Source organism: Acidovorax sp. GW821-FHT09B03 (assembly GCF_059418305.1).
In genome coordinates this window covers 45,111-64,733 of record NZ_JBWKPP010000007.1, presented here as the reverse complement: position 1 = coordinate 64,733, position 19,623 = coordinate 45,111, and the positions used below count along the sequence as shown (strand labels likewise).

General features: G+C 68.8%; 16 protein-coding genes. 6 read left to right on the top strand and 10 right to left on the bottom strand.

The genetic code is table 11. The annotated features are described in order from the left end of the window. Positions 1-40: 40 nt before the first annotated feature. From AC07PA_RS14775 to AC07PA_RS14760, 4 genes are read right to left on the bottom strand one after another with little or no spacing between them, the layout of a single operon-like run. A complete protein-coding gene (locus tag AC07PA_RS14775; protein ID WP_494608468.1) occupies positions 41-1,675 on the bottom strand; it encodes a DHA2 family efflux MFS transporter permease subunit in 1,635 nt (544 codons plus the stop codon). Between the two features lie 15 nt (positions 1,676-1,690). After that, positions 1,691-3,001, bottom strand: coding sequence for an HlyD family secretion protein (locus tag AC07PA_RS14770; RefSeq protein ID WP_494608467.1), 1,311 nt, complete (start codon positions 2,999-3,001; stop codon positions 1,691-1,693). 54 nt (positions 3,002-3,055) lie between these two features. Further along, the gene (locus AC07PA_RS14765) at positions 3,056-4,531 is read right to left on the bottom strand and encodes an efflux transporter outer membrane subunit (RefSeq protein WP_494608466.1); all 1,476 of its coding nucleotides are present in this window, start codon (positions 4,529-4,531) and stop codon (positions 3,056-3,058) included. 48 nt (positions 4,532-4,579) lie between these two features. After that, positions 4,580-5,122: a MarR family winged helix-turn-helix transcriptional regulator gene (locus tag AC07PA_RS14760; protein ID WP_494608465.1), complete on the bottom strand. Its 543-nt coding sequence runs from the start codon at positions 5,120-5,122 to the stop codon at positions 4,580-4,582. 168 nt (positions 5,123-5,290) lie between these two features. On the opposite strand from AC07PA_RS14760, the gene AC07PA_RS14755 reads away from it, so the two are divergent. Both AC07PA_RS14755 and AC07PA_RS14750 read left to right on the top strand, forming a co-directional pair. After that, on the top strand, positions 5,291-6,241 hold the full coding sequence (locus AC07PA_RS14755; protein ID WP_494608464.1) for a ketopantoate reductase family protein: 951 nt from the start codon (positions 5,291-5,293) through the stop codon (positions 6,239-6,241). A gap of 856 nt (positions 6,242-7,097) precedes the next feature. Further along, complete coding sequence (locus tag AC07PA_RS14750; RefSeq protein WP_494608463.1) at positions 7,098-8,369, top strand: M20/M25/M40 family metallo-hydrolase; 1,272 nt, start codon at positions 7,098-7,100, stop codon at positions 8,367-8,369. Between the two features lie 74 nt (positions 8,370-8,443). On the opposite strand, the gene AC07PA_RS14745 is transcribed toward AC07PA_RS14750, so the two are convergent. From AC07PA_RS14745 to AC07PA_RS14730, 4 genes are all read right to left on the bottom strand, one after another. Further along, entirely contained in the window at positions 8,444-9,403 is a 960-nt protein-coding gene (locus AC07PA_RS14745) for a 2-hydroxyacid dehydrogenase (protein WP_494608462.1), read from the bottom strand. A 92-nt stretch (positions 9,404-9,495) separates the two neighbouring features. After that, positions 9,496-9,957, bottom strand: coding sequence for a nuclear transport factor 2 family protein (locus tag AC07PA_RS14740; protein ID WP_007857812.1), 462 nt, complete (start codon positions 9,955-9,957; stop codon positions 9,496-9,498). Positions 9,958-10,096: 139 nt separating this feature from the next. Further along, positions 10,097-11,008, bottom strand: coding sequence for a 5-dehydro-4-deoxyglucarate dehydratase (gene kdgD, locus AC07PA_RS14735; RefSeq protein ID WP_108016499.1), 912 nt, complete (start codon positions 11,006-11,008; stop codon positions 10,097-10,099). A gap of 40 nt (positions 11,009-11,048) precedes the next feature. After that, positions 11,049-12,026: a Bug family tripartite tricarboxylate transporter substrate binding protein gene (locus AC07PA_RS14730; protein WP_007857619.1), complete on the bottom strand. Its 978-nt coding sequence runs from the start codon at positions 12,024-12,026 to the stop codon at positions 11,049-11,051. Positions 12,027-12,448: 422 nt separating this feature from the next. Here AC07PA_RS14730 and AC07PA_RS14725 point away from each other — a divergent pair, with 422 nt between their 5' ends. Continuing rightward, entirely contained in the window at positions 12,449-13,543 is a 1,095-nt protein-coding gene (locus tag AC07PA_RS14725) for a lactonase family protein (RefSeq protein WP_494608461.1), read from the top strand. A gap of 28 nt (positions 13,544-13,571) precedes the next feature. Then, a complete protein-coding gene (locus tag AC07PA_RS14720) occupies positions 13,572-14,564 on the top strand; it encodes a Bug family tripartite tricarboxylate transporter substrate binding protein (protein ID WP_494608460.1) in 993 nt (330 codons plus the stop codon). Position 14,565: 1 nt separating this feature from the next. Here the strand turns inward: AC07PA_RS14720 and AC07PA_RS14715 are convergent, their stop codons facing one another. Continuing rightward, a complete protein-coding gene (locus AC07PA_RS14715) occupies positions 14,566-14,910 on the bottom strand; it encodes a helix-turn-helix domain-containing protein (RefSeq protein WP_007857622.1) in 345 nt (114 codons plus the stop codon). Positions 14,911-14,974: 64 nt separating this feature from the next. Continuing rightward, positions 14,975-15,235 carry a hypothetical protein gene (locus AC07PA_RS14710; RefSeq protein WP_494608459.1) on the bottom strand — a complete coding sequence of 87 codons (261 nt, stop codon included), beginning with the start codon at positions 15,233-15,235 and terminating at the stop codon, positions 14,975-14,977. 117 nt (positions 15,236-15,352) lie between these two features. Between AC07PA_RS14710 and AC07PA_RS14705 the strand changes: the two genes are divergently transcribed. Both AC07PA_RS14705 and AC07PA_RS14700 read left to right on the top strand, forming a co-directional pair. After that, positions 15,353-15,742 carry a thioredoxin family protein gene (locus AC07PA_RS14705; protein WP_494608458.1) on the top strand — a complete coding sequence of 130 codons (390 nt, stop codon included), beginning with the start codon at positions 15,353-15,355 and terminating at the stop codon, positions 15,740-15,742. Positions 15,743-15,884: 142 nt separating this feature from the next. Next, positions 15,885-19,454 carry a DEAD/DEAH box helicase gene (locus AC07PA_RS14700; RefSeq protein ID WP_494608457.1) on the top strand — a complete coding sequence of 1,190 codons (3,570 nt, stop codon included), beginning with the start codon at positions 15,885-15,887 and terminating at the stop codon, positions 19,452-19,454. The last annotated feature ends 169 nt before the right edge of the window (positions 19,455-19,623 follow it).

Sequence of the window (19,623 nt, the reverse complement as noted above, 5' to 3'; positions counted from 1 at the left end):
GCTGCGCCACCTTGTCGTGCAAGCGTTTGCGCGCCCGGGGTCAGTGGGCTCCTGCGGCGTCTGCCGACGCAGCGCCCCCTTGCGCGGGCCGCTTGGTCAGCCAGATCAGCCCGATCAGCAGCAGGAACAGGCCGGCCGAGCCGAGGAAGATGTCGTTCGCCGCGCGGGTGAAGGCCTGCTGGTCGATCAGCCGGTTGACCTGGGCCAGCGCCTGCAGCTGGGTCATGCCCGACGCCATCAGGTTGTCCAGCGTGCTGGCGAACACGCCCTGGCCCTGGACCAGGCCCTCGGTGAGGTGGGCATGGTGCATGGCAGCGCGGCTCTCCCACAGCGTGGTGGCGATGGACGTGCCCATGGCCCCGGCAGTGATGCGCACGAAGTTGCTCAGCCCGGCGGCTGCCGGGATGCGCTCGGGCGCCACCCCTGCCAGCGTCAGCGTGGTCAGCGGGATGAAGAAGAACGCCATGGCCGCCCCCTGCAGCAGCGTGGGGATCAGGATGTGGATGAAGTCCGTCTGCACCGTGAACTGCGAACGCATCCAGAGCACGACGCCGAACACGATGAACGCGCCCGTCGCCATGCGCCGTGGGTCCCACTGGCCCACCTTCTTGCCCACCAGCGGCGTGAGCAAAATGGCGAAGATGCCCACCGGCGCCAGCGCCATGCCGGCCGAGGTGGCGGTGTAGCCCATCCACTGCTGCAGCCACAGGGGCAGCAGCACCACGTTGCCGAAGAACAGCGCATAGGCCACCGACAGCGCCAGCGCGCCGAAGGTGAAGTTGCGGCCCTTGAAGAGCTTGAGGTCTACCACCGGGTGCTTGTCGGTAAGCTCCCAGACCAGGAACACGGCGAACGCCACGACCGCGACGACGGCCATGATGATGATCTCGGTGGAGGCGAACCAGTCGAGCTCCTTGCCCTTGTCGAGCATGAGCTGCAGTGCACCCACCCACAGCACCAGCAGGGACAGGCCCACGGTGTCGATCGGCAGCTTGCGGATCGGCGTCTCGCGCTTGCGGTAGATGCCCCAGGTGAGCACGCCGGCCAGCAGTCCCACGGGCACGTTGATGTAGAAGATCCACGGCCAGGAGATGTTGTCCGTGATCCACCCGCCGAGCAGCGGCCCGACCACGGGCGCGACCAGCGTGGTCACGCCCCACAGCGCCAGCGCCGTGCCGGCGAGGGCGCGCGGGTAGCTGGCCAGGAGCAGCGTCTGCGACAGCGGGATCATCGGCCCGGCGACCAGGCCTTGCAGCACGCGGAAGAAGACCAGCATCTCCAGCGACGAGGCGAAGCCGCACAGCCACGAGGTGAGCACGAACAGCAGCACGCTCATGGTGAACAGCCGCACCGCACCAAAGCGCTGCGTGAGCCAGCCCGTGAGCGGCACCGAGATGGCATTGGCCACGCCGAAGCTGGTGATCACCCAGGTGCCCTGGCCCGGGCTCACGCCCAGGTCACCGGCAATGGCGGGAATCGAGACGTTGGCGATGGACGAGTCCAGCACGTTCATGAACGTGGCCAGCGACAGCGACAGCGTGCCCAGCAGCAGGGCCGTGCCCTGCAGCGGGGGGTAGGCCGCAGGCGGCCCGGGTGGGGCGGCTGGCGGCGGCGTTGTCACAGCAGGCGGCGCCGAGGCGCCAGCCTGGTCTGCGGTGGGGTTGGCGGCAGTCATGGAAAAGCCCCCGGCTTACTGCACCACAGGGGACCGCACGGGGGCGGAGGCGTGGTTCTGCGCCTGCACGGCGTTGCTGCCCGGCGTCTGGCCGACCTTGGGCGATGCCACGGCCACGGCCTTGCGGCCCAGGTTGGCGGCGATGATTTGGGCCACCTCATCGTCGGCGGCCTTGAACTGCGCGTCGAACACGGCCGTGGCGGCCACGGCCGTGGTGCGCTGCGTGTCGGACAGGGTCTTACCGCTCTGGTCGGCGGTATCCACCCGCACGTCCATCGACAGGCCCACGCGCAGCGCGTGCTCGGTCACTTCCTTGGGGTCGAGGGTGATGCGCACGGGCACGCGCTGCACCACCTTGATCCAGTTGCCGGTGGCGTTCTGCGCGGGCAGCAGGGCGAAGGCGGCGCCGGTGCCGGCACCCAGGCCGGCGATCTTGCCGTGGTAGACCACCTTGGTGCCGTACACGTCGGCCACCAGCTCGGCCGGCTGGCCGATGCGCAGGTTCTGCAACTGGCTTTCCTTGAAGTTGGCGTCCACCCACAGGTCGTTCAGGGCCACCAGCGTCATCAGCGGGGCGCCGGCCTGCACACGCTGGCCGACCTGCACGCCGCGCTTGGCGACATGGCCGTCGAGCGGCGCCACCAGCTGGGCGCGCTGCACCGCCAGGTAGGCCTCGCGCACGCGGGCCGAGGCGCGCTGCACGTTGGGGTGCTGCTCGATGGAGGTGCCTTCGGTCTGCGTCTGGCTGGCAGCCAGTTGCTCCTGGGCGGCCGTCACAGCGGCCTGGGCGGCGGCCACGGTGCTCTTGGCCGCCGTGACCTGGGCGGTCGCGTGCTGGAACTCTTCCTTGCCCACGGCGCCGCTGGCCATCAGCGGGGCGCGGCGGGCCACGTCGTCTTGCAGGCGCGCGGCATCGGCCTGGGCGCGCGCCAGGTCGGCGCTGCGCAGGCTGACCTGGGCCTTCAGGGTGGAGTTGTTGGCGAACAGGGTGCGCACCTCGCGCACGGTCTGGGCCAGCTGAGCTTCGGCCTGCTCCAGCGCCACGCGGGCGTCGGCGGGGTCGAGCTTGACCAGCAGCTGGCCGGCCTTCACATAGTCGGTGTCGTCAGCGCCGATGGAGACCACGGTGCCGCCGATCTGCGGCGTGATCTGCACCACGTTGCCTGCCACGTAGGCGTTGTCGGTGGTCTCCACATGGCGGCCATTGGCCCAGTGCCAGCCGCCCCAGCCGATGGCGGCGAGGGCCACGGCGGCGGCGATCAGGGTCAGGCCGCGGCGGCGCGCGGGGTTGGATGCTTGGTTGTTGGGGGTGGCGGATTCGCTCATGGCAAGGGTCCTCTGGGTATGCTTGTTGTGTATGGTTTTTTGGATGGATGCGGTTCAGTGCGCTGCGGCGGTCTGCAGCGTGGCCGTGTCGTCGGTCCAGCCGCCGCCCAGGGCCTTCATCAGCTGCAGGCGGGTGTCGAGCTGGCGCGCGCGCAGGTCCACGGCCAGGCGGCGCTGGGCCAGCACCTGGCTTTCGGTGGAGAGCACCACCAGGTAGTTGCCCAGACCCGCGCGGTAGCGCTCCTGCGCAAAGCGGTAGGCCTTTTCGGCGCTGGCAGCGGCATCGTCCTGCAGCGCCTGCTGGCGTGTGAGCGACTGGACGGAGGCCATGGCGTCGCCGGCTTCCTTGACCGCGTCGAGCACCATGCCGTTGTACTGGGCGATGGCGGCATCGAGCTCGGCCTGGCGGCCACCCAGCTGCGCACGCAGCCGGCCACCATCGAAGATTGGCAGGCGCAGCGCGGGCGTCACGCCCATCTGGCGCGAGCCGGCGTTGAACAGGTTGTCCAGACCCAGCGAATTGAGGCCGATGAAGGCGCCGATGTTGATGTTGGGGTAGAACTCCGTGCGTGCGACCTTCACGCCCTGGGTGGCGGCTTCCACGCGCCAGCGCGCGGCCACCACGTCGGGGCGGCGGCCCAGCAGGTCGGCGCCCAGCGCGTCGGGCACGGGCGTGGGCTGCAGGGAGGCCAGTTGCGGGGTCAGGGTGGTGAGTGCATCGGGCGCCTGGCCGGTGAGCACGGCCACCTGGCGGCGTGCCAGGGTGATCTGCTCGTCCAGCGCCTCGATCTGCGTGCGCGCATCGGGCACGGCGGCCTGGGCCTGGGTCAGCTCGACCTGGCTGTCCAGTCCTGCGGCCACGCGGTCATTGGTCAGGCGGCGCTGTTCTTCGCGCTGTTCCAGGGCCCGCACGGCCACCTCGCGCTGCGAGACCAGGCGCGCCAGGGCCACATAGCTGCGGCCCACCTGGGCGGCCAGGGTGTTGGCGGCGGCGGCGGCATCGGCCTGGGCGGCCCGCGCCTGGCCCAGGGCGGCCTGCAGCTCGGCGGCATGCTGGCCGAAGAAGTCGGGCGACCAGCTGAACGTCGCCTGCACCGTGCCGCTGTTGTAGGTGTTGCCGGCCACCGGGGCTGGCACCAGGCCGTGGGCGGTGTAGCGTTGGCGCGTGGCGTCCACGCCCAGGTTCACCTGCGGGCCGTTGGCGGCTTCGCGCACCTGGCTCAGCGCCACGGCCTGCTCCAGGCGGGCGCGGCTCACGGCCAGGCTGGGGCTGCCCTGCAGGGCCTTGTCGACCAGGGTGTTGAGCTGTGCGTCGCCGAGCGTGGTCCACCACTGGGACGGTGCGGCCGACTCACGGTCCGAAGCGTTCAGGCCTGCCGCGGCGGGTGTGGTCTGTGCCAGCGGGGTGTGCGCCGGCCCGGGGCTGGCGCAGCCGACCAGGAACAGGGCGGCCGCCAGGGCAACGGCCGATACGGCGAAATGGGCCGCCATGGCGGCACGGGTGGACAGGGGGGCGGTGGATGAGGACATATCTGCTATCTCTTGGGGGGATCCGGGGCAGGGGGCAGGGCGGCCAGGTCAGGCGGCCGGCGGCTCCTGCGGCTGTTGTTGTTGTTCCAGGCGCACGGCATCGCCGTTGGCCAGCATGCGGCGCAGCAGGCTGAGCAACTGCTGCCATTCGTCATGGGTGAAGCCGCGCAGGTGGTTGTTGAGCACTTCGGCCAGCACCGGGGGCACCTTGGCCGCGACCTTCTCGCCCTCGGGCGTGAGCACCACGTGCACCACGCGCCGGTCGGTGGTAGAGCGCTCGCGCAGCACCAGGCCCTTGGCCTCCAGGCGATCGAGCGTGCGCGTCATGGAGGCGGCGTCCGTCTCCAGCTCCCGCGCCATCACGGCCAGCGTGGCTGCCTGGCCGGAGGCCACGGCCTGGCATTTGGAGATCTTGAACAGAGGCAGCCACTGCGCAAACGTCAGGTCGTGCGTGGACAGCTGGGCGTCCGCCTGCGTGCGGATGGACGACATCACCTTGCGCATCAGGTAGCCCACGCTCTCCTCGGCAGGGCTGTGGCCGTTGCCGTAGAAGGACACGTCGGGGGAAGAGGGGGGAGGTGTCGATGCCATGGAGTGGTAATTTAATTGACTAGACAATGATTGTCTTTGCAATCAATTAATTTCCGAGTCGACGTCAGGGGATTTGTGGCGGCTGGTGGGTGCCCTGCGCGGGTGCTTGCGGGCCGATATAGTCGAAGACCGTCCCTGTCCTTTGCCCGTGTTCCGCACGTCCTTTTCATGACCACCACCGCCTCGTTTGCTGCTGCCGATGTTCCCCTCTTGCGCATTGCCGTCATGGGCGCTGGCGCCGTGGGTTGCTACTACGGCGCGCTGCTCGCGCGGGCCGGCCATGCGGTCAGCCTGATTGGCCGCCAAGCCCATGTGCAGGCCGTGCAGCAGCATGGCCTGCGCCTGCAGACGGCCGTGCTTGACGTACAGGTGCCCATGCAGGCCAGCACCGAGGCCAGCGCCGTGCAGGGTGCCGACGTGGTGCTGTTCTGCGTGAAGTCCACGGATTCGGAGGCCGCTGCGCGCGCGATCCAGCCTTACCTGGCGCCTGGGGCGTTGGTGCTCACGCTGCAGAACGGTGTGGACAACGACGAGCGCGTGCGCGCCGTGCTGGACCGCCGCACGCCCGTGGCGGCCGCCGTGGTCTATGTGGCCACCGCCATGGCCGGCCCCGGCCATGTGCGCCACCACGGCCGGGGCGAGCTGGTGATCGCGCCGTCGCCGCGCAGCGAGGCGGTGGCCGCGCAGTTCGCCGCCGCGGGCATTCCCACGCAGATTTCGGACAACGTGCGCGGCGCGCTCTGGGCCAAGCTGGTGCTCAACTGCGCCTACAACGCGCTGTCGGCCCTGTCGCAGCAGCCTTACGGGCAACTGGTGCAGGCCCCTGGTGTGACAGACGTGATTGCCGATACCGTGGCCGAATGCCTAGCCGTCGCAAAGGCCGATGGCGTCACCATTCCGGGCGATATCGATGCGGCTGTGCGCGGTATCCCGGCCACCATGCCGGGGCAGCATTCGTCCACCGCGCAGGACCTGGCGCGGGGCAAGCCCACCGAGATCGATCATCTGAATGGGTATGTGGTGAGTCGTGGAGAGGCGCTGGGCGTGCCCACGCCTTTGAACCGGGCGTTGCAGGTGTTGGTAAAGTTGGCTGAGGCGAGGCGGGTTTCTGGAGGGTGATCGAGCCTGTTTGGGCCGCATGCTTTTTTGAAGGTCGGAGGCCGGGATGTGCGCCCGGCGGCGCACCTTCTTTCTTTTGCGTCGCCAAAAGAAAGAAGGCAAAGAAAAGGCGACCCCGCTGTCTGCGTCCCTGCGCTTCGCTTCGGGCAACCTGCGATGCTCGATCCTGGGGTGGCGTCGCAGAACTCGCTGCGTTCTTCGAACTTCGCTCAAACATCTGCGACGAGCCAGATCACGAAGCGTGTGTGTCCTTCGGCACACACGCCCACCCCAGGCCCTGCGCTTCTCGGCGCAGCCAGAGGGGGTGGGGAGCGGGTACCACCCGGCTGCTGCTTTAGCAGCTGCGCCGGGTGTCGGTTACGCGCTGTGCGCTGCCAACGCCACTGGCGCGGCGGCCCTGCCCAGGCCAAGCGCAGCGAGGCAGATCGGGCCGAGCGAAGCAATGGCCCGTGTTGGTATCCACCCCCCTCTGACCGTGCCGAGAAGCGCAGGGCCTGGGGTGAGCGCGTGCCGAAGGACACGCGCATCGTTGTCTGACTCACCGCGGATGTTTGAGCGGAGTTCACCCGCAGGGGGAACGCAGCGAGTTCCGCGGTGCACCCCAGGACCGAGCATCGCAGGCTGCCCCCTCGCCACCGGCGAGGGGGACACGGGCAGCGGGGCCGCCTTCTCTTTGGTGACTTTCTCTTGGCGGCCCAAGAGAAAGTTACTGCGCCGCCGGGCGCACATCCCGGCTCCCGCCCTTCAACAAAGCATGCTGTCAAAACAGCCGACACTTGCGGCAACCAGCAAAGCCCCCGCCATCAGCAACATAATCAGCCTTCGCCATTCACTTGCCGCTGCCAGCAGCCAAACCATGTCCCATCCCCTCCGCCCCCTGATCGCCTCCCTCTCCCTTGCCTTCGCCGCCGCCATGGCCCACGCCGCCCCCGTGGCTGAGGTGCATGGCCTGGCGCAGAAGGAACAGCAACCCCTGCTCGACACCCTGCGCGACCTGGTGCATATCGAGTCGGGCAGCAAGGACATCGAGGGCCTGAACCAGATCGCCGAGCGCATCGCCAGCCAGCTCAAGCAACTGGGCGGCACGGTGGACGTGCTGCAGACCAGCGACGTCTACCGCCTGGACGACACGCCCGAAAAGGTGGGCCCCGCCGTGCAGGCCGTGTTCAAGGGCACCGGCACGAAGAAGATCATGCTGATCGCGCACATGGACACGGTGTACCTGAAGGGCATGCTCAAGGGCCAGCCTTTCCGCATCGACGGCGACAAGGCCTATGGCCTGGGCATCTCCGACGACAAGCAGGGCATCGCCCTCATCATCCACACCATCGCCCTGCTGCAAAAACTCAACTTCAAGGACTACGGCACGCTCACGGTGCTGGTCAATGGCGACGAGGAGATCAGCTCGCCTGGCTGGCGCAGCACCATCACCCGCGTGGCCTCGGAGCACGACGTGGTGCTCTCGTTCGAAGGTGGCGGCACCGACGGCACGCTGCGCCTGGCCACCAGTGGCATCGGCGCGGCCTACCTCACGGTGCAGGGCAAGGCCTCGCATGCCGGCGCCAAGCCCGAGGATGGCGTGAACGCGCTGTACGAGCTGTCGCACCAGCTGCTGCAGATGAAGGACCTGTCCAAGAACGACGAAGGCCTCAAGCTCAACTGGACCGTCTCCAAGTCCGGCACCAACCGCAACGTGATCCCCGCCGAGGCCACGGCCCAGGCCGATGCGCGCGCGCTCAAGGTGGCCGACTTCGACGGCCTGGAGAAGGCGCTGCAGGAAAAGATCAAGACGAAACTGCTGCCCGCCTCCAAGGTGGACGTGAAGTTCGAGGTGCGCCGCCCGCCGCTCGAAGCCAGCGAGGCCTCGCGCCGCGTGGCCGGCTATGGCAAGGTCATCTACCAGGAGCTGGGCCTGCCCCTCGCCGTGGTCGAGAAGGCCACGGGCGGTGGTACCGATGCGGCCTTCGCTGCGCTCAAGACCAAGGGCGCCGTCGTGGAGGGCATGGGCCTGTCGGGCTACGGTGCCCACTCCAACGATGCCGAGTACGTGCAGATCAATACCATCGTGCCGCGCCTGTACCTGGCCACGCGCATGATCATGGACATCTCCAAGGGCGTCTTAAAGTAACAGGGATGGTGCGCCCCTGGCGGCGCGCCTTGTCTCGGCCCTCGCCGGCGCATGCCGGTGGGGGCTTTTTTATGTCAGGTGACCGGTACCGGCACGCGCACGGCGCCTGTGGCGTAAAAGGATTCCAGGTTCTCCAGCACCAGGTCGGCCATGGCGCGGCGGGTTTCGTGCGTGGCGCTGGCGGTGTGCGGGGTAAGGACCACGTTGTCCAGGTCCATCAGTGCAGCAGGCACCTGGGGTTCGTCCTCGAACACGTCCAGGCCGGCACCGGCGATGCGTTTTTGCTGCAGGGCCTCGACCAGCGCGGCCTGGTCCACCACGCTGCCGCGCGCCACGTTGATGAGGTAGCCCCGGGGCCCCAGGGCCTCCAGCACCTCGCGGTTGACCATGTGGCGCGTGGAGGCGCCACCGGCCACGGTGAGCACCAGGTAGTCGGCCCACTGCGCCAGCGCCAGCAGGGAGTCGAGGCGGGGCAGCGCAGAGCCTTCGACCGGGCGGCGGTTGTAGTAGCCGACCTCCATGCGAAAGCCTGCGGCGCGCTCGGCCACGGCCAGGCCGATGCGGCCCATGCCGACGATCCCCAGGCGCTTGCCCGACACCCGGGTCTGCGGCGCGTAGCGCGCCTTGGGCCATTCGCCGCGGCGCACGAAGCGGTCGCTCGCGGCCACGCCGCGCGACACGTCGAGCATCAGCGCAAACGCCATGTCGGCCACGCAGTCGTTGAGCACGTCGGGCGTGTAGCCCACGGGGATGCCGCGCGCCTGGCACGCGGCAATGTCCAGCGCATCGAAGCCCACGCCGAAGCTGCTCACCACCTGCAGCTTGGGAAGTGCTGCGATCACCTCGGCCTTGAGGCCGATGGAGGCCGACGTGACCACACCGGTGAAGCTGGCGCCGTGCTCGGCCAGGAAGGCAGCCGGGTCGGCCTGGTCGGACAGGCAGACCACGTCATAGCGGGCGGCCAGGTCGGTCTCCAGCGCGGCAAGGGGCAGGCGGGCGATCTGCAGGAGGCGAGGTTTGGAGGGCAGGGTCATGAGGGGCAGGAAAAAGGCCGGCGGCGTGGAGCCGAACCGGCCGCTGTGAATGGCGGTCCGCAGCACCGTGGCGGCGGACCATGGCGACGATCTTACGTCGCTACGCGCACTGCTTGCCGCGCCAGCAGCTTCCAGCTGCTGCCCTGCTGCTGCCAGACACCCAGGATCTTGATCTGCACCTTGCCGGGCTTGCCCGAGTCGTTGGTGTCGGCCGTGAGGGTGTGGCGCACGATGGCGGTGTTGCCCACCACCTTGATGGTCTGCTCGGTGATGGCGATGGTCACGAAGTCAGACTTGCCGGCGAGCAGGTCGCCGATGAAGCTGTCCTTGGTGTCCACGCGGCCGCCCGAGTGGCCATAGCTCAGGTCGTCGGCCACCAGCTGGGCCAGGGCGGCCTGGGTGGGGTCGATCATGGCCACGCGCAGGCGTTCGGCCGCGGCTGCCACCGATTGCTCGGATGCGGCGGACGATGCGGCAGGTGGGTTGCTGGCGCAGCCCGAGAGGGCCGCGATGGCCACGGCAGCCGCGGCTGCGAGGACGATTTTCTTGAACATCTTGTCTGTCTCCATTGTTGTGTTTGAAAAAAGATGGGCGTGCCGCGTCTACACCGGGAGCCTGTGCACGGCCAGGCGCCTGGAGATCTGAAAGCGATGAAAAAAGGGCCTGGGGCGTGGTCCAGGCCCTTGTGTGGGCTTACTGCGGGCCGAGCTTGTCGATCAGCGCCTTGAGCTGCTCCAGCTCGGCAGGTTTCAGGTCCGTCAGCGGCGCGCGCACCGGGCCCGCATCGTGGCCCACCAGCTTGGCGCCGGCCTTGATGATGCTCACGCCGTAGCCTTCCACCTTGTTGCGGATGTCCAGGTAAGGCATGAAGAACTCCTTGAGCAGCTTGTGCTGCGTGGCCATGTCGTCGGCCGCCACCGCCTTGTAGAAGTCCATCGCCGTCTTGGGGATGAAGTTGAACACCGCCGACGAGTACACCGGCGTGCCCAGCGCCTTGTACGCTGCCGCATACACCTCGGCCGTGGGCAGCCCGCCCAGGTAGGAGAAGCGGTCGCCCATCTTCATGAAGATCGAGGACATGGTCTCGATGTTGCCCACGCCGTCCTTGAAACCGATCAGGTTGGGGCAGCGCTCGGCCAGGATGGCCAGGGAATTGGCCGTGAGCTTGGTGCGGTCGCGGTTGTAGACGATGACACCGAACTTCACGCTGTTGCAGACCGCGGCCACATGCTCGATCAGCCCTTCCTGGCCGGCTTCGGTCAGGTAGTGGGGCAACAGCAGGATGCCGTGGGCACCCAGGCGCTCGGCCTCCTGGGCATGGGCAATGGCCGTGCGCGTGGGGCCGCCGGCACCGGCAATGATGGGTACCTTGCCGCGGCAGGTGTCCACGGCGGTCTTGACGACCTCGCCGTACTCGGGGCCCGACAGCGAGAAGTACTCGCCCGTGCCGCCGGCGGCGAACAGGGCGCTGGCGCCGTAGGGGGCCAGCCATTCGAGGCGCGCGGCGTAGCCCTTGGGGTTGAAGTTGCCCTGGGCGTCGAAGTCCGTGACGGGGAAGGACAGCAGGCCGGAGCCCATGATGGATTTGAGGTCTTGCGGGTTCATGGTGGTAGCGGGGCGGTGATGTGAAAAAAGAAGTCGGGACTCAGTCGAGCTTGATATTGGCGGCCTTCACCACGGAGGCCCAGCGCGCACGCTCCTTGGCGAAGAACTGGTCCTGTTCGGTGGGGGTCATGGTGACCACCTCGGCGCCCTGGCCGGCCAGGCGCGAGCGGATGTCGGGCGAGCGGATGGCGGTGATCAACGCCTTGTTCAGCCGCTGCACCACGGCTTCGGGCGTGCCGCGGGGCAGCAGGATGCCTTGCCAGGTGCCGGACTCGTAGCCGGGCACGCCTTGCTCGGCAATGGTGGGCACGTCGCCGATCAGCGGCATGCGCGTGGATTTGGACACGCCCAGCACCTTGAGCTTGCCGTTCTGCACCTGGGGCAGGGTGGCCAGCATGCCGTTCATCAGCACCTGGGTCTGGCCGGCCACGGTGTCCTGGATGGCAGTCACGCCGCCCTTGTAGGGGATGTACTGCCAGCGCGCGCCGCTGGCACGCTCCAGCGCCACACCGGCCAGGTGCGGTGCGCTGCCGGTGGCAGTGACGGCGAAGTTCAGGTCCGCTGTCTTGGACAGTGCGATCAGTTCCTTGAGGTTGTTGGCCTTGACCGAGGGATGCACCACCAGCAGGTGGGGCGAGTAGGCCAGCATGGTCACGCCGCGCAGGTCCTTGGAGGGGTCGAACGACAGCTTGGTGTAGACCGAGGGGCTGATGGCCAGGGCGCCCACGTCGCACAGCAGCATGGTGTAGCCGTCCGGATCGGCCTTGGCGACGAAGTCCGCACCCAGGTTGCCATTGGCACCGGGCTTGTTCTCCACGATCACGGTCTGCTTGAGGGCTTCCGACAGGGGCTGGCTGATGGAGCGGGCAATGATGTCCGAGCTGCCGCCTGGGGGGTAGGGCACGATCAGCTTCAGGGTCTTGGTGGGCTGCCATTCCGCCGCGGTCTGGGCGGTGGCCGTGGTGGCGGCAAGGGCGGCGGTGCACGCCAGAATGGCGTCGCGGCGGGTCAGTGTCATGTGTTGTCTCCTGGTGGCTAAGCTTGTTGATAGTCATCGTACAACTAAGCGCGCAGAAAAACAATTGCCCTTACAAAAAAAGTGCGCATTGACGTGCCGGTGCCCGCGGGCTCCGGGGCTCCGCCGGCCTGCCGCAGCCCGGCGCGGGAAGTTCGGACTCGACATCGATCTCTCCTGTGAAAAAGGGCCCTTGGTGGAGCATTCCCTCCATGGTCTGTGTGGGCACGGGTGGCATGCAATCGGGTTCGGGTAATCCCTTTGATCGGATGCGCGCCCAAGGTCCACAATCCCCTATGTTGTATGACAACATATGACGAATGGCCTTTTTCGCCAGAACCGGGGTCGCCGCCCCGTGCCGCCTGCAGCCCCTGTCGTCCGCTGCCGGGAGCAGGCTCCCCCTCATGTTGTGAAAGGAAATACCGATGCTCCGTGCAATTCGTTGGCGCCGCCTGGCGCTGCCTCTGGTGGCCAGCGCCTTGTCCCTGGGCGCTGGCTCCGCCATGGCCGCTACCTGGGTCTATGTATCCAACGCCGACAGCCAGGATCTGTCGGTGCTGGAGCTCGACCGCAGCGCCGGCACGCTCAAGCCGGTGGAGACCGTGCCCCTGGCCGGCATGGCCATGCCCATGGCGGTGAGCCCGGACAAGCGCGTGCTCTATGTGGCACTGCGCTCCCAGCCGTTCCGGGTGGTCAGCCTGGCCATCGATCCCGCCAGCGGCAAGCTGCGCAAGCTCGGCGAGGCGCCGCTGGCCGACAGCATGGCCAACATCGACACCGATGCCACGGGCCGCTGGCTGTTCGCCGCCTCGTACCCGGGCCACAAGATCACGGTCAACAGCATCGGCAAGGATGGCGCCGTGGGCGCCGTGCAGCAGCTGATCCCCACGGCGCCCAATGCCCACGCCATCCACGCCGATGCGGCCAACCGCCACGTGTTCGCCACCAGCCTGGGCGGCGACAACCTCTCGGCCTGGCGCTTCGATGCAGAAACGGGGCGGCTCACGGCCCACGAACCGGCGCTGACCAGCGTCGCACCCGAGAAGTCCGGCCCGCGCCACTTCGTCTGGGACCGTGCGCAGCGCCATATGTATGTGCTCAACGAGCTCGACGCCGCCGTGCACGTGATGGCCTACGACGCTGCACGCGGCAGCTTGCGGTCCGTGCAGCGCACCACGGCGCTGCCCGCCGGCTTTGCCGGCAAGCCCTGGGCGGCCGACCTGCACCTGTCGCCCGATGGCCGCACGCTGTATGCGTCCGAGCGCACGTCCAGCACCATCAGCAGCTTCCGCGTCGATGCCGCCACCGGCCAGCTGCAGCCCCTGGGCCAGGTGCCTACCGAAAAGTCGCCACGCGGCTTTGCGGTGGACTCCTCGGGGCGTTTCCTGATCGCGGCAGGGCAGGAGTCGCACAGCCTCTCGCTGCACCCCGTCGATGCGGCAACGGGCATCCCGGGCGCGCCGACCCGCGTGCCTGCCGGCAAGAACCCCAACTGGGTCGAGATCGTCGATTTCCCCTGAGTCCCTCTTTCCATCCGGAGACACCCCCATGCAACGCAGAACCTTTCTTTGCACGGCCACCCTGGCGGCAGCCTGTGGCCTCACTGGCCTGCCGGCCGCCGCCCAGGGCACCTGGCCCACGGGCAAGCCCATCAGCTATGTCGTGCCCTTTGCCGCGGGCGGCACCACCGACACCCTGGGCCGCATGATCGGCCAGCAACTGGGCACGGCCCTGGGCACCACCGTGGTGGTGGAGAACAAGGCCGGGGCGGCGGGCAGCGTGGGTTCAGAGGTGGTGGCGCGCGCGGCACCCGATGGCTACACGCTGCTCGGCGGCACGGTGAGTTCGCATGCGATCAATGCCAGCCTCTACCCCAAGCTGGGCTACGACGCCCTCAAGTCCTTCAGCCCGGTCACATTGATCGGCACCAACCCCGTCGTGCTGGTGGTGGCTGCCAACAGCCCCTACAAGACGCTCAAGGACGTGCTGGCCGCCGCGAAGACCAAGGAGGGCGGCCTGTCCTCCGCCTCGGCCGGCACAGGCAGCTCGCAGCACCTGGCGGTGGAGCTGCTGGGCTTCAAGTCGGGCGTGAAATTCACGCACATCCCCTACAAGGGCAGCGGCCCGGCGATCCAGGATGTGATCGGTGGGCAGGTGGACATGATGTTCGACACCACCGTGGTGGCGGCACCGCATGTGCAAAGCGGCAAGCTGCGCGCCATCGCCGTCACCTCGCCCAAACGCCTGGCGTCCATGCCCGACGTGCCCACGGTGGCGGAGTCCGGCATCAAGGGCCTCGAAGACTTCCAGGTCCAGTCCTGGCAGGCCATCTTCGTGCCGGCCGGCACGCCCGCGCCCGTGGTGGGCCGCCTGCACGACGAGATCCGCAAGATCCTGGCCCAGCCCGAGATGCAAAAGCGCCTGGCAGGCTTCGGCATGGAACCGGCCGACCTGGCTGTGGCGCAGATCGCAGCCTTCCAGAAGGCCGAGGTCGACAAGTGGGCCCAGGTGATCAAGGCCGCCAACATCAAGGTGGATTGAGCTATTCGGGCGAGATGTTTTCCTCGCCATCGGCCACCGCGTCCGCCACGGTGCCGGGCTCCTGCCCTGCGGGTGGCCGGGGCTGCAGCACGAAACCAGGGTGCTGACCCGTGAGCAGCAGGAACATGGCAAACACCGGGCCCTGCATGCTGCGCTCGTCGGTCGTGCTCTCCAGGGCCTGCCAGGTGCGCGACTGCAGGCCGCCGCGGCTGCCGGTCTGCAGCGGGTAGCCGAGCAGTTCCGCCGCCTGTGCCTGGCTCAGGCCTGCGGCCGTGCGCGCGGCCTTGAGTTGGTCGCCGCTGGGGATCGGCATGTTCAGCGCAAGGGTGTCGGGTCGAGTGCTCATGGGTGGGGTGCTGCGTGGGTGGGCGGGATGCATCGATTGTCGTCCAGCCACCCGCGAGGTGTGTTCATTCCAGGGTCTGGCCTGTGGGCGGATACTGGCCCGAGAGCAGTTCGCCATCCGTGAGCGCTGGGCCTTGCCATAGCGTGGCCCGGCTGGCGCCGCAGCCCAGGGCCAGCTCCCTGAGCGCCCGCAACTCCATCTGCGTGTAACCGCGCTCGGGATTGGCGGGCAGGTGCAGCACGATGCGGGGGGAAGGCCTGAACTGCCAGAACGACCCCTTGCCCAGCACATGGGCTGGGTGTGGCGGTCGGGTGGATCGGCGCACATTCTGGCCCAGGCGGCCAGTTCCCCGGCACGGGGATTGGGTATGGGCAGGAGGCTGTCGGTGCCCTGGCTGCAGCCGTTGTAAAGTGGCACGCTTCAGCCCCGAAGGATTTCGCAGATGCACAGCCCGGCCGCCTTGCCCGACGCCACCCCCACCACCAGCTCGCCGCAGGGCTGGTGGGCCGTGTGCCTGTGCGCCGACTGGTGCGGTACCTGCCGCGACTACCGGGCCATCTTCGACACCCTGGCCCAGGCCCATCCGGGCGTGCGCTTCGAGTGGGTGGACATCGAGGACGAATCCGAACTCGCAGGCGACCTGGATGTGGAGACCTTTCCGACCCTGCTGATCGCCGATGGTGCGAGCGTGCGTTTTCTGGGGCCCTTGCTGCCCCAGGCGCCCGTGCTCGCGCGGCTGCTCTCCAGTCTGCAGGCAGGGCAGGGCGGGCAGGGGGTGGGCGCCGATGCGCAAGATGTGTTCGAGCGCGTGCGCGCGGCGCGCGCCCGCTGAGGCGCTGGGCAGGTTCCCGACGCGTGGGCCCCATGGCCACCTCCGAGGGGCGGGCGAGGGTTCTGGCTTGCTATTCTTTGAATAGCATTTGTGCAGTACCATGGGCTGTTGGCTTCTGCCCCGTTGTGCACTGAATTTTTCCATGTCCCTGGAGTTCTGGTTCGAGCCCGAGTCACTGCGCGCACTGTGCGATGACGGCGTGTGGGCGCGGGGAACGGCGCTGTTCAAGGCGCGTGCCGTGCGGCGCCTGGCCATCAGCGCCCAGGGCGACCATTGGCTGCTCGAGGGCGATGTGCAGGGCAGCCAGCTGGCCCCGTACCAGTTGGCCGTCTCGATGGCCCTGATGCCCGATGGTGCCGTGGACTACTGGCGCAGCCAGTGCAGTTGCCCCGTGGGCCTGCAGTGCAAGCATGGCGTGGCGCTCATGCACCAGGCGGCGCGCCAGGGGCCGAGCGAATCCGACCGGGCCATGGGCCTGGCCGTGCCTGCGGCCGGGATGAGCCGCCCGCCGCCGGCCCGCAGCGACGCCCAGCAGCGCATGGCCGAGGTGCACCGCCTGGAGGCCGAGGCGCGCCTCATGAACTGGCTGCAGGCGCTGGACAAGGCCGCGGGGCTGGGCGATGCCGATGCACCCGCGGGTGTCGGGGGCGCTGTCGACCGCCCTGAGCAGTATGTCTACCTGGTGTCCACCGTGGGTGCGCCGCGTGCGGCGCCCGTGCTGCAGCTGGAGGCCGTGGTGTCCTACCCCAAGGTGACCGGCGGCTGGGCCAAGCCCAAGCTGGTGCGCACCCAGCCGGGCAAGGGCCAGGCGGTTTTCGACCGGGCCGGTGACACCGACCGCCAGGTGCTGCAACTGCTGCGCGCGCTGCCGCGCCACCAGAACTACTACTCTGCCTACAGCGGCGCGCCCTGCGCGGTGCTGGAGGGGCAGATCGGCCTGCTGGCCCTGCAGCAGGCGGCCAGCACCGGGCGCCTGTTTGCCGATGCGGGCGGCTCCACTGTGGGCGAGCCCTTGCAGTGGGGTGGTCTGCTGCCCATCGAGTGGCACTGGCAGGCCGTCTCCGGCGGGGCTGCGGGCGCCCTGGCGCAGGACAGCGGCTGGGCGCTGCAGGCGCGGCTGCCCGGGTCGGGGGCCACGCTGTGCCACAACAATCCGCCGATGTACCTCGATGCCGCCGCCGGTGTCTGCGGCCCGGCGCATGCGCCGGGCATGGAGCCGGCGCAGCTGGAGGTGCTGCTGCACGCGCCCCCGCTCAGTGCTGCCGCGCTGCAGAAATACCAGGCCGAGGTGGCCCGCCGCCTGGGGCCGCTGCCGCTGCCGCCTGTGCTGCAGGGGCTGACCCGGCTCGACGGCATTGCCCCCGTGGCGCGCCTGCACCTGGCGCCCACGCCGGCCACCGGGGTGGCCTACCTGGGGCTCATCACGGCACAACTTCGCTTCGACTACCAGGGCCATGTGGGCTGGTGGGCGGGGCAGCCCTTGTCGGTGCTGGTGGATGGCCGGGGCGGCGAAGGCGGCAAGGTGCTGCTGCAGCGCGATGGCCGTGCCGAGATCGACGCCGTCTCGCGCCTGATGGACCTGGGCCTGCTGGGGGTGGACGAGGGGCTGTTCGGCATCCCTGGCGAGCGGCCGCAGGGCGCCTGGATGCGCTGGGCCGACGAGGACTTTGCCGCGCTGCGCGAGGCCGGCTTTGCGCTCACCGTGGCGCCCGAGCTGGACGGTTGGATCACCCGCGCGCAGGCCATCCATGTGCACCTGGGGCCGAAGGGGCAGGGGGATGATGGCGGGGAGGACGATGCATTCGGGCTGGACGATGGGGATGCGGGCCTGGCCGCGGCGGCGGGCGGGGGGGCGGAGCCCACCCCGTCGCCCTGGTTCGAGCTGTCGCTCGGGATCGAGATCGATGGCCAGCGCCACAACATCCTGCCCTGGCTGCCCGACCTGATCGCGGCCGCTGCGGCGGCGCCGCCCGATTCTGCACAGGCCGGTGGCGATGAAAAAGGGCTTCCAGCCCTGCCTCCTTATCTCTATTTGCCGGCGCCGAGTGGCCATGGCTTCGTGCGCCTGCCCACCGACACCCTGAGGCCCTGGCTGGCAGCCCTGCTCGACCTGGCGGGCGACCGTGCGCACGATTTTTCGGGTGAGAGCCTGCGCCTGTCGCGGCTGGAGGCGCTGCGCACCAGCGCCTCGCTGGGCGATGGGGTGGCCTGGGAGGGCGCGGCCAGCCTGCATGCCCTGGTGCAGCAACTGCAGGGGCAGGGCCAGTTGCCGGAGGTGCCGGTGCCCGCTGGCGTGCAGGCGCAGCTGCGGCCGTACCAGCAGCAGGGGCTCAACTGGTTGCAGTTCCTGCGCGCCAACGGCCTGGCGGGCGTGTTGGCCGACGACATGGGCCTGGGCAAGACCTTGCAGACACTGGCGCACATCCAGGTCGAGAAGGATGCCGGCCGCCTGGTGCAGCCCGCACTGATCATTGCGCCCGTGAGCCTGATGGGCAACTGGGAGCGCGAGGCTGAGCGCTTCACCCCCGGCCTGCGCAGCGTGGTGCTGCACGGCAAGGAGCGCCACGCGCTGGCCGAAACCATGGCCGAGCACGACCTGGTGATCGCTCCGTACTCGCTGCTGCAGCGCGACCGCGAACGCTGGCTGGAGGCGCGCTGGCACATCGTGGTGCTCGACGAGGCGCAGAACATCAAGAACGCCACCACCAACGCCGCCCAGGTGGTGGCGCAGCTGCAGGCCAACCACCGGCTGTGCCTGTCGGGCACGCCCATGGAAAACCACCTGGGCGAGGTCTGGAGCCTGTTCCACTTCCTGATGCCGGGCTTTCTGGGCAGCCAGCAGCGCTTTCGGGACCTGTTTCGCAACCCCATCGAACGCCAGGGCAGCACCGAGCGGCTGGCGCAGCTGCGCGCGCGCATCACCCCCTTCATGCTGCGCCGGGCCAAGGCGGTGGTGGCGCACGAGCTGCCGCCCAAGATCGAGACCGTGATGCCGGTGGACCTCTCGGGTGCCCAGGCCGACCTGTACGAGACCATCCGCCTGGGCATGGAAAAGACCGTGCGCGAAGCCCTGCACGCCAAGGGCCTGGCGCGTTCGCAGATCACCATCCTCGATGCGCTGCTCAAGCTGCGCCAGGTGTGCTGCGACCCGCAGCTCGTGCCGCTGGAGGCGGCGCGCAAGGTGCATGCCTCGGCCAAGCTGGCGCAGCTGATGGAGATGCTGCCCGAGATGCTGGCCGAGGGCCGGCGCATCCTGCTGTTCTCGCAGTTCACGAGCATGCTCTCGCTGATCGAGGCCGAACTGTCGAAACACGGCCTGCCCTGGGTCAAGCTCACCGGTCAGAGCCAGAAGCGCGACGCCATCATCGACCGGTTCACCAGCGGCGAGGTGCCGCTGTTCCTCATCAGCCTGAAAGCCGGCGGGGTGGGGCTGAACCTGCCGCAGGCCGATACCGTGATCCACTACGATCCGTGGTGGAACCCCGCCGTGGAAGCCCAGGCCACCGACCGCGCCCACCGCATCGGCCAGACGCAGAGTGTGTGGGTGGTCAAGCTGGTGGCGCGCGGCACCATCGAAGAACGCATTCTGGCCCTGCAGGAAAAGAAGGCGCAGCTGGCCGAGAGCCTCTACCAGGGTGCGGCCGGGCGCAAGCAGCCGCTTTTTACCGAAAGCGACCTGGCCGAGCTGCTGCAGCCGCTATCACTGTCGTAGCAGGTGGGCTGGGCTGCAGGGGCTGCGCGGGGTATTTCTCCGCGCAAACCCGCGCCGGGCGTTGTTCTGCCGCACATGCGGGGCATTTGCTGCGCAGTCGCGGCTGCGCAGCTTTGCAAATCAACACTTTACGGGCTACAATACGTTTCTCACGACCAAGCGGGCGGGT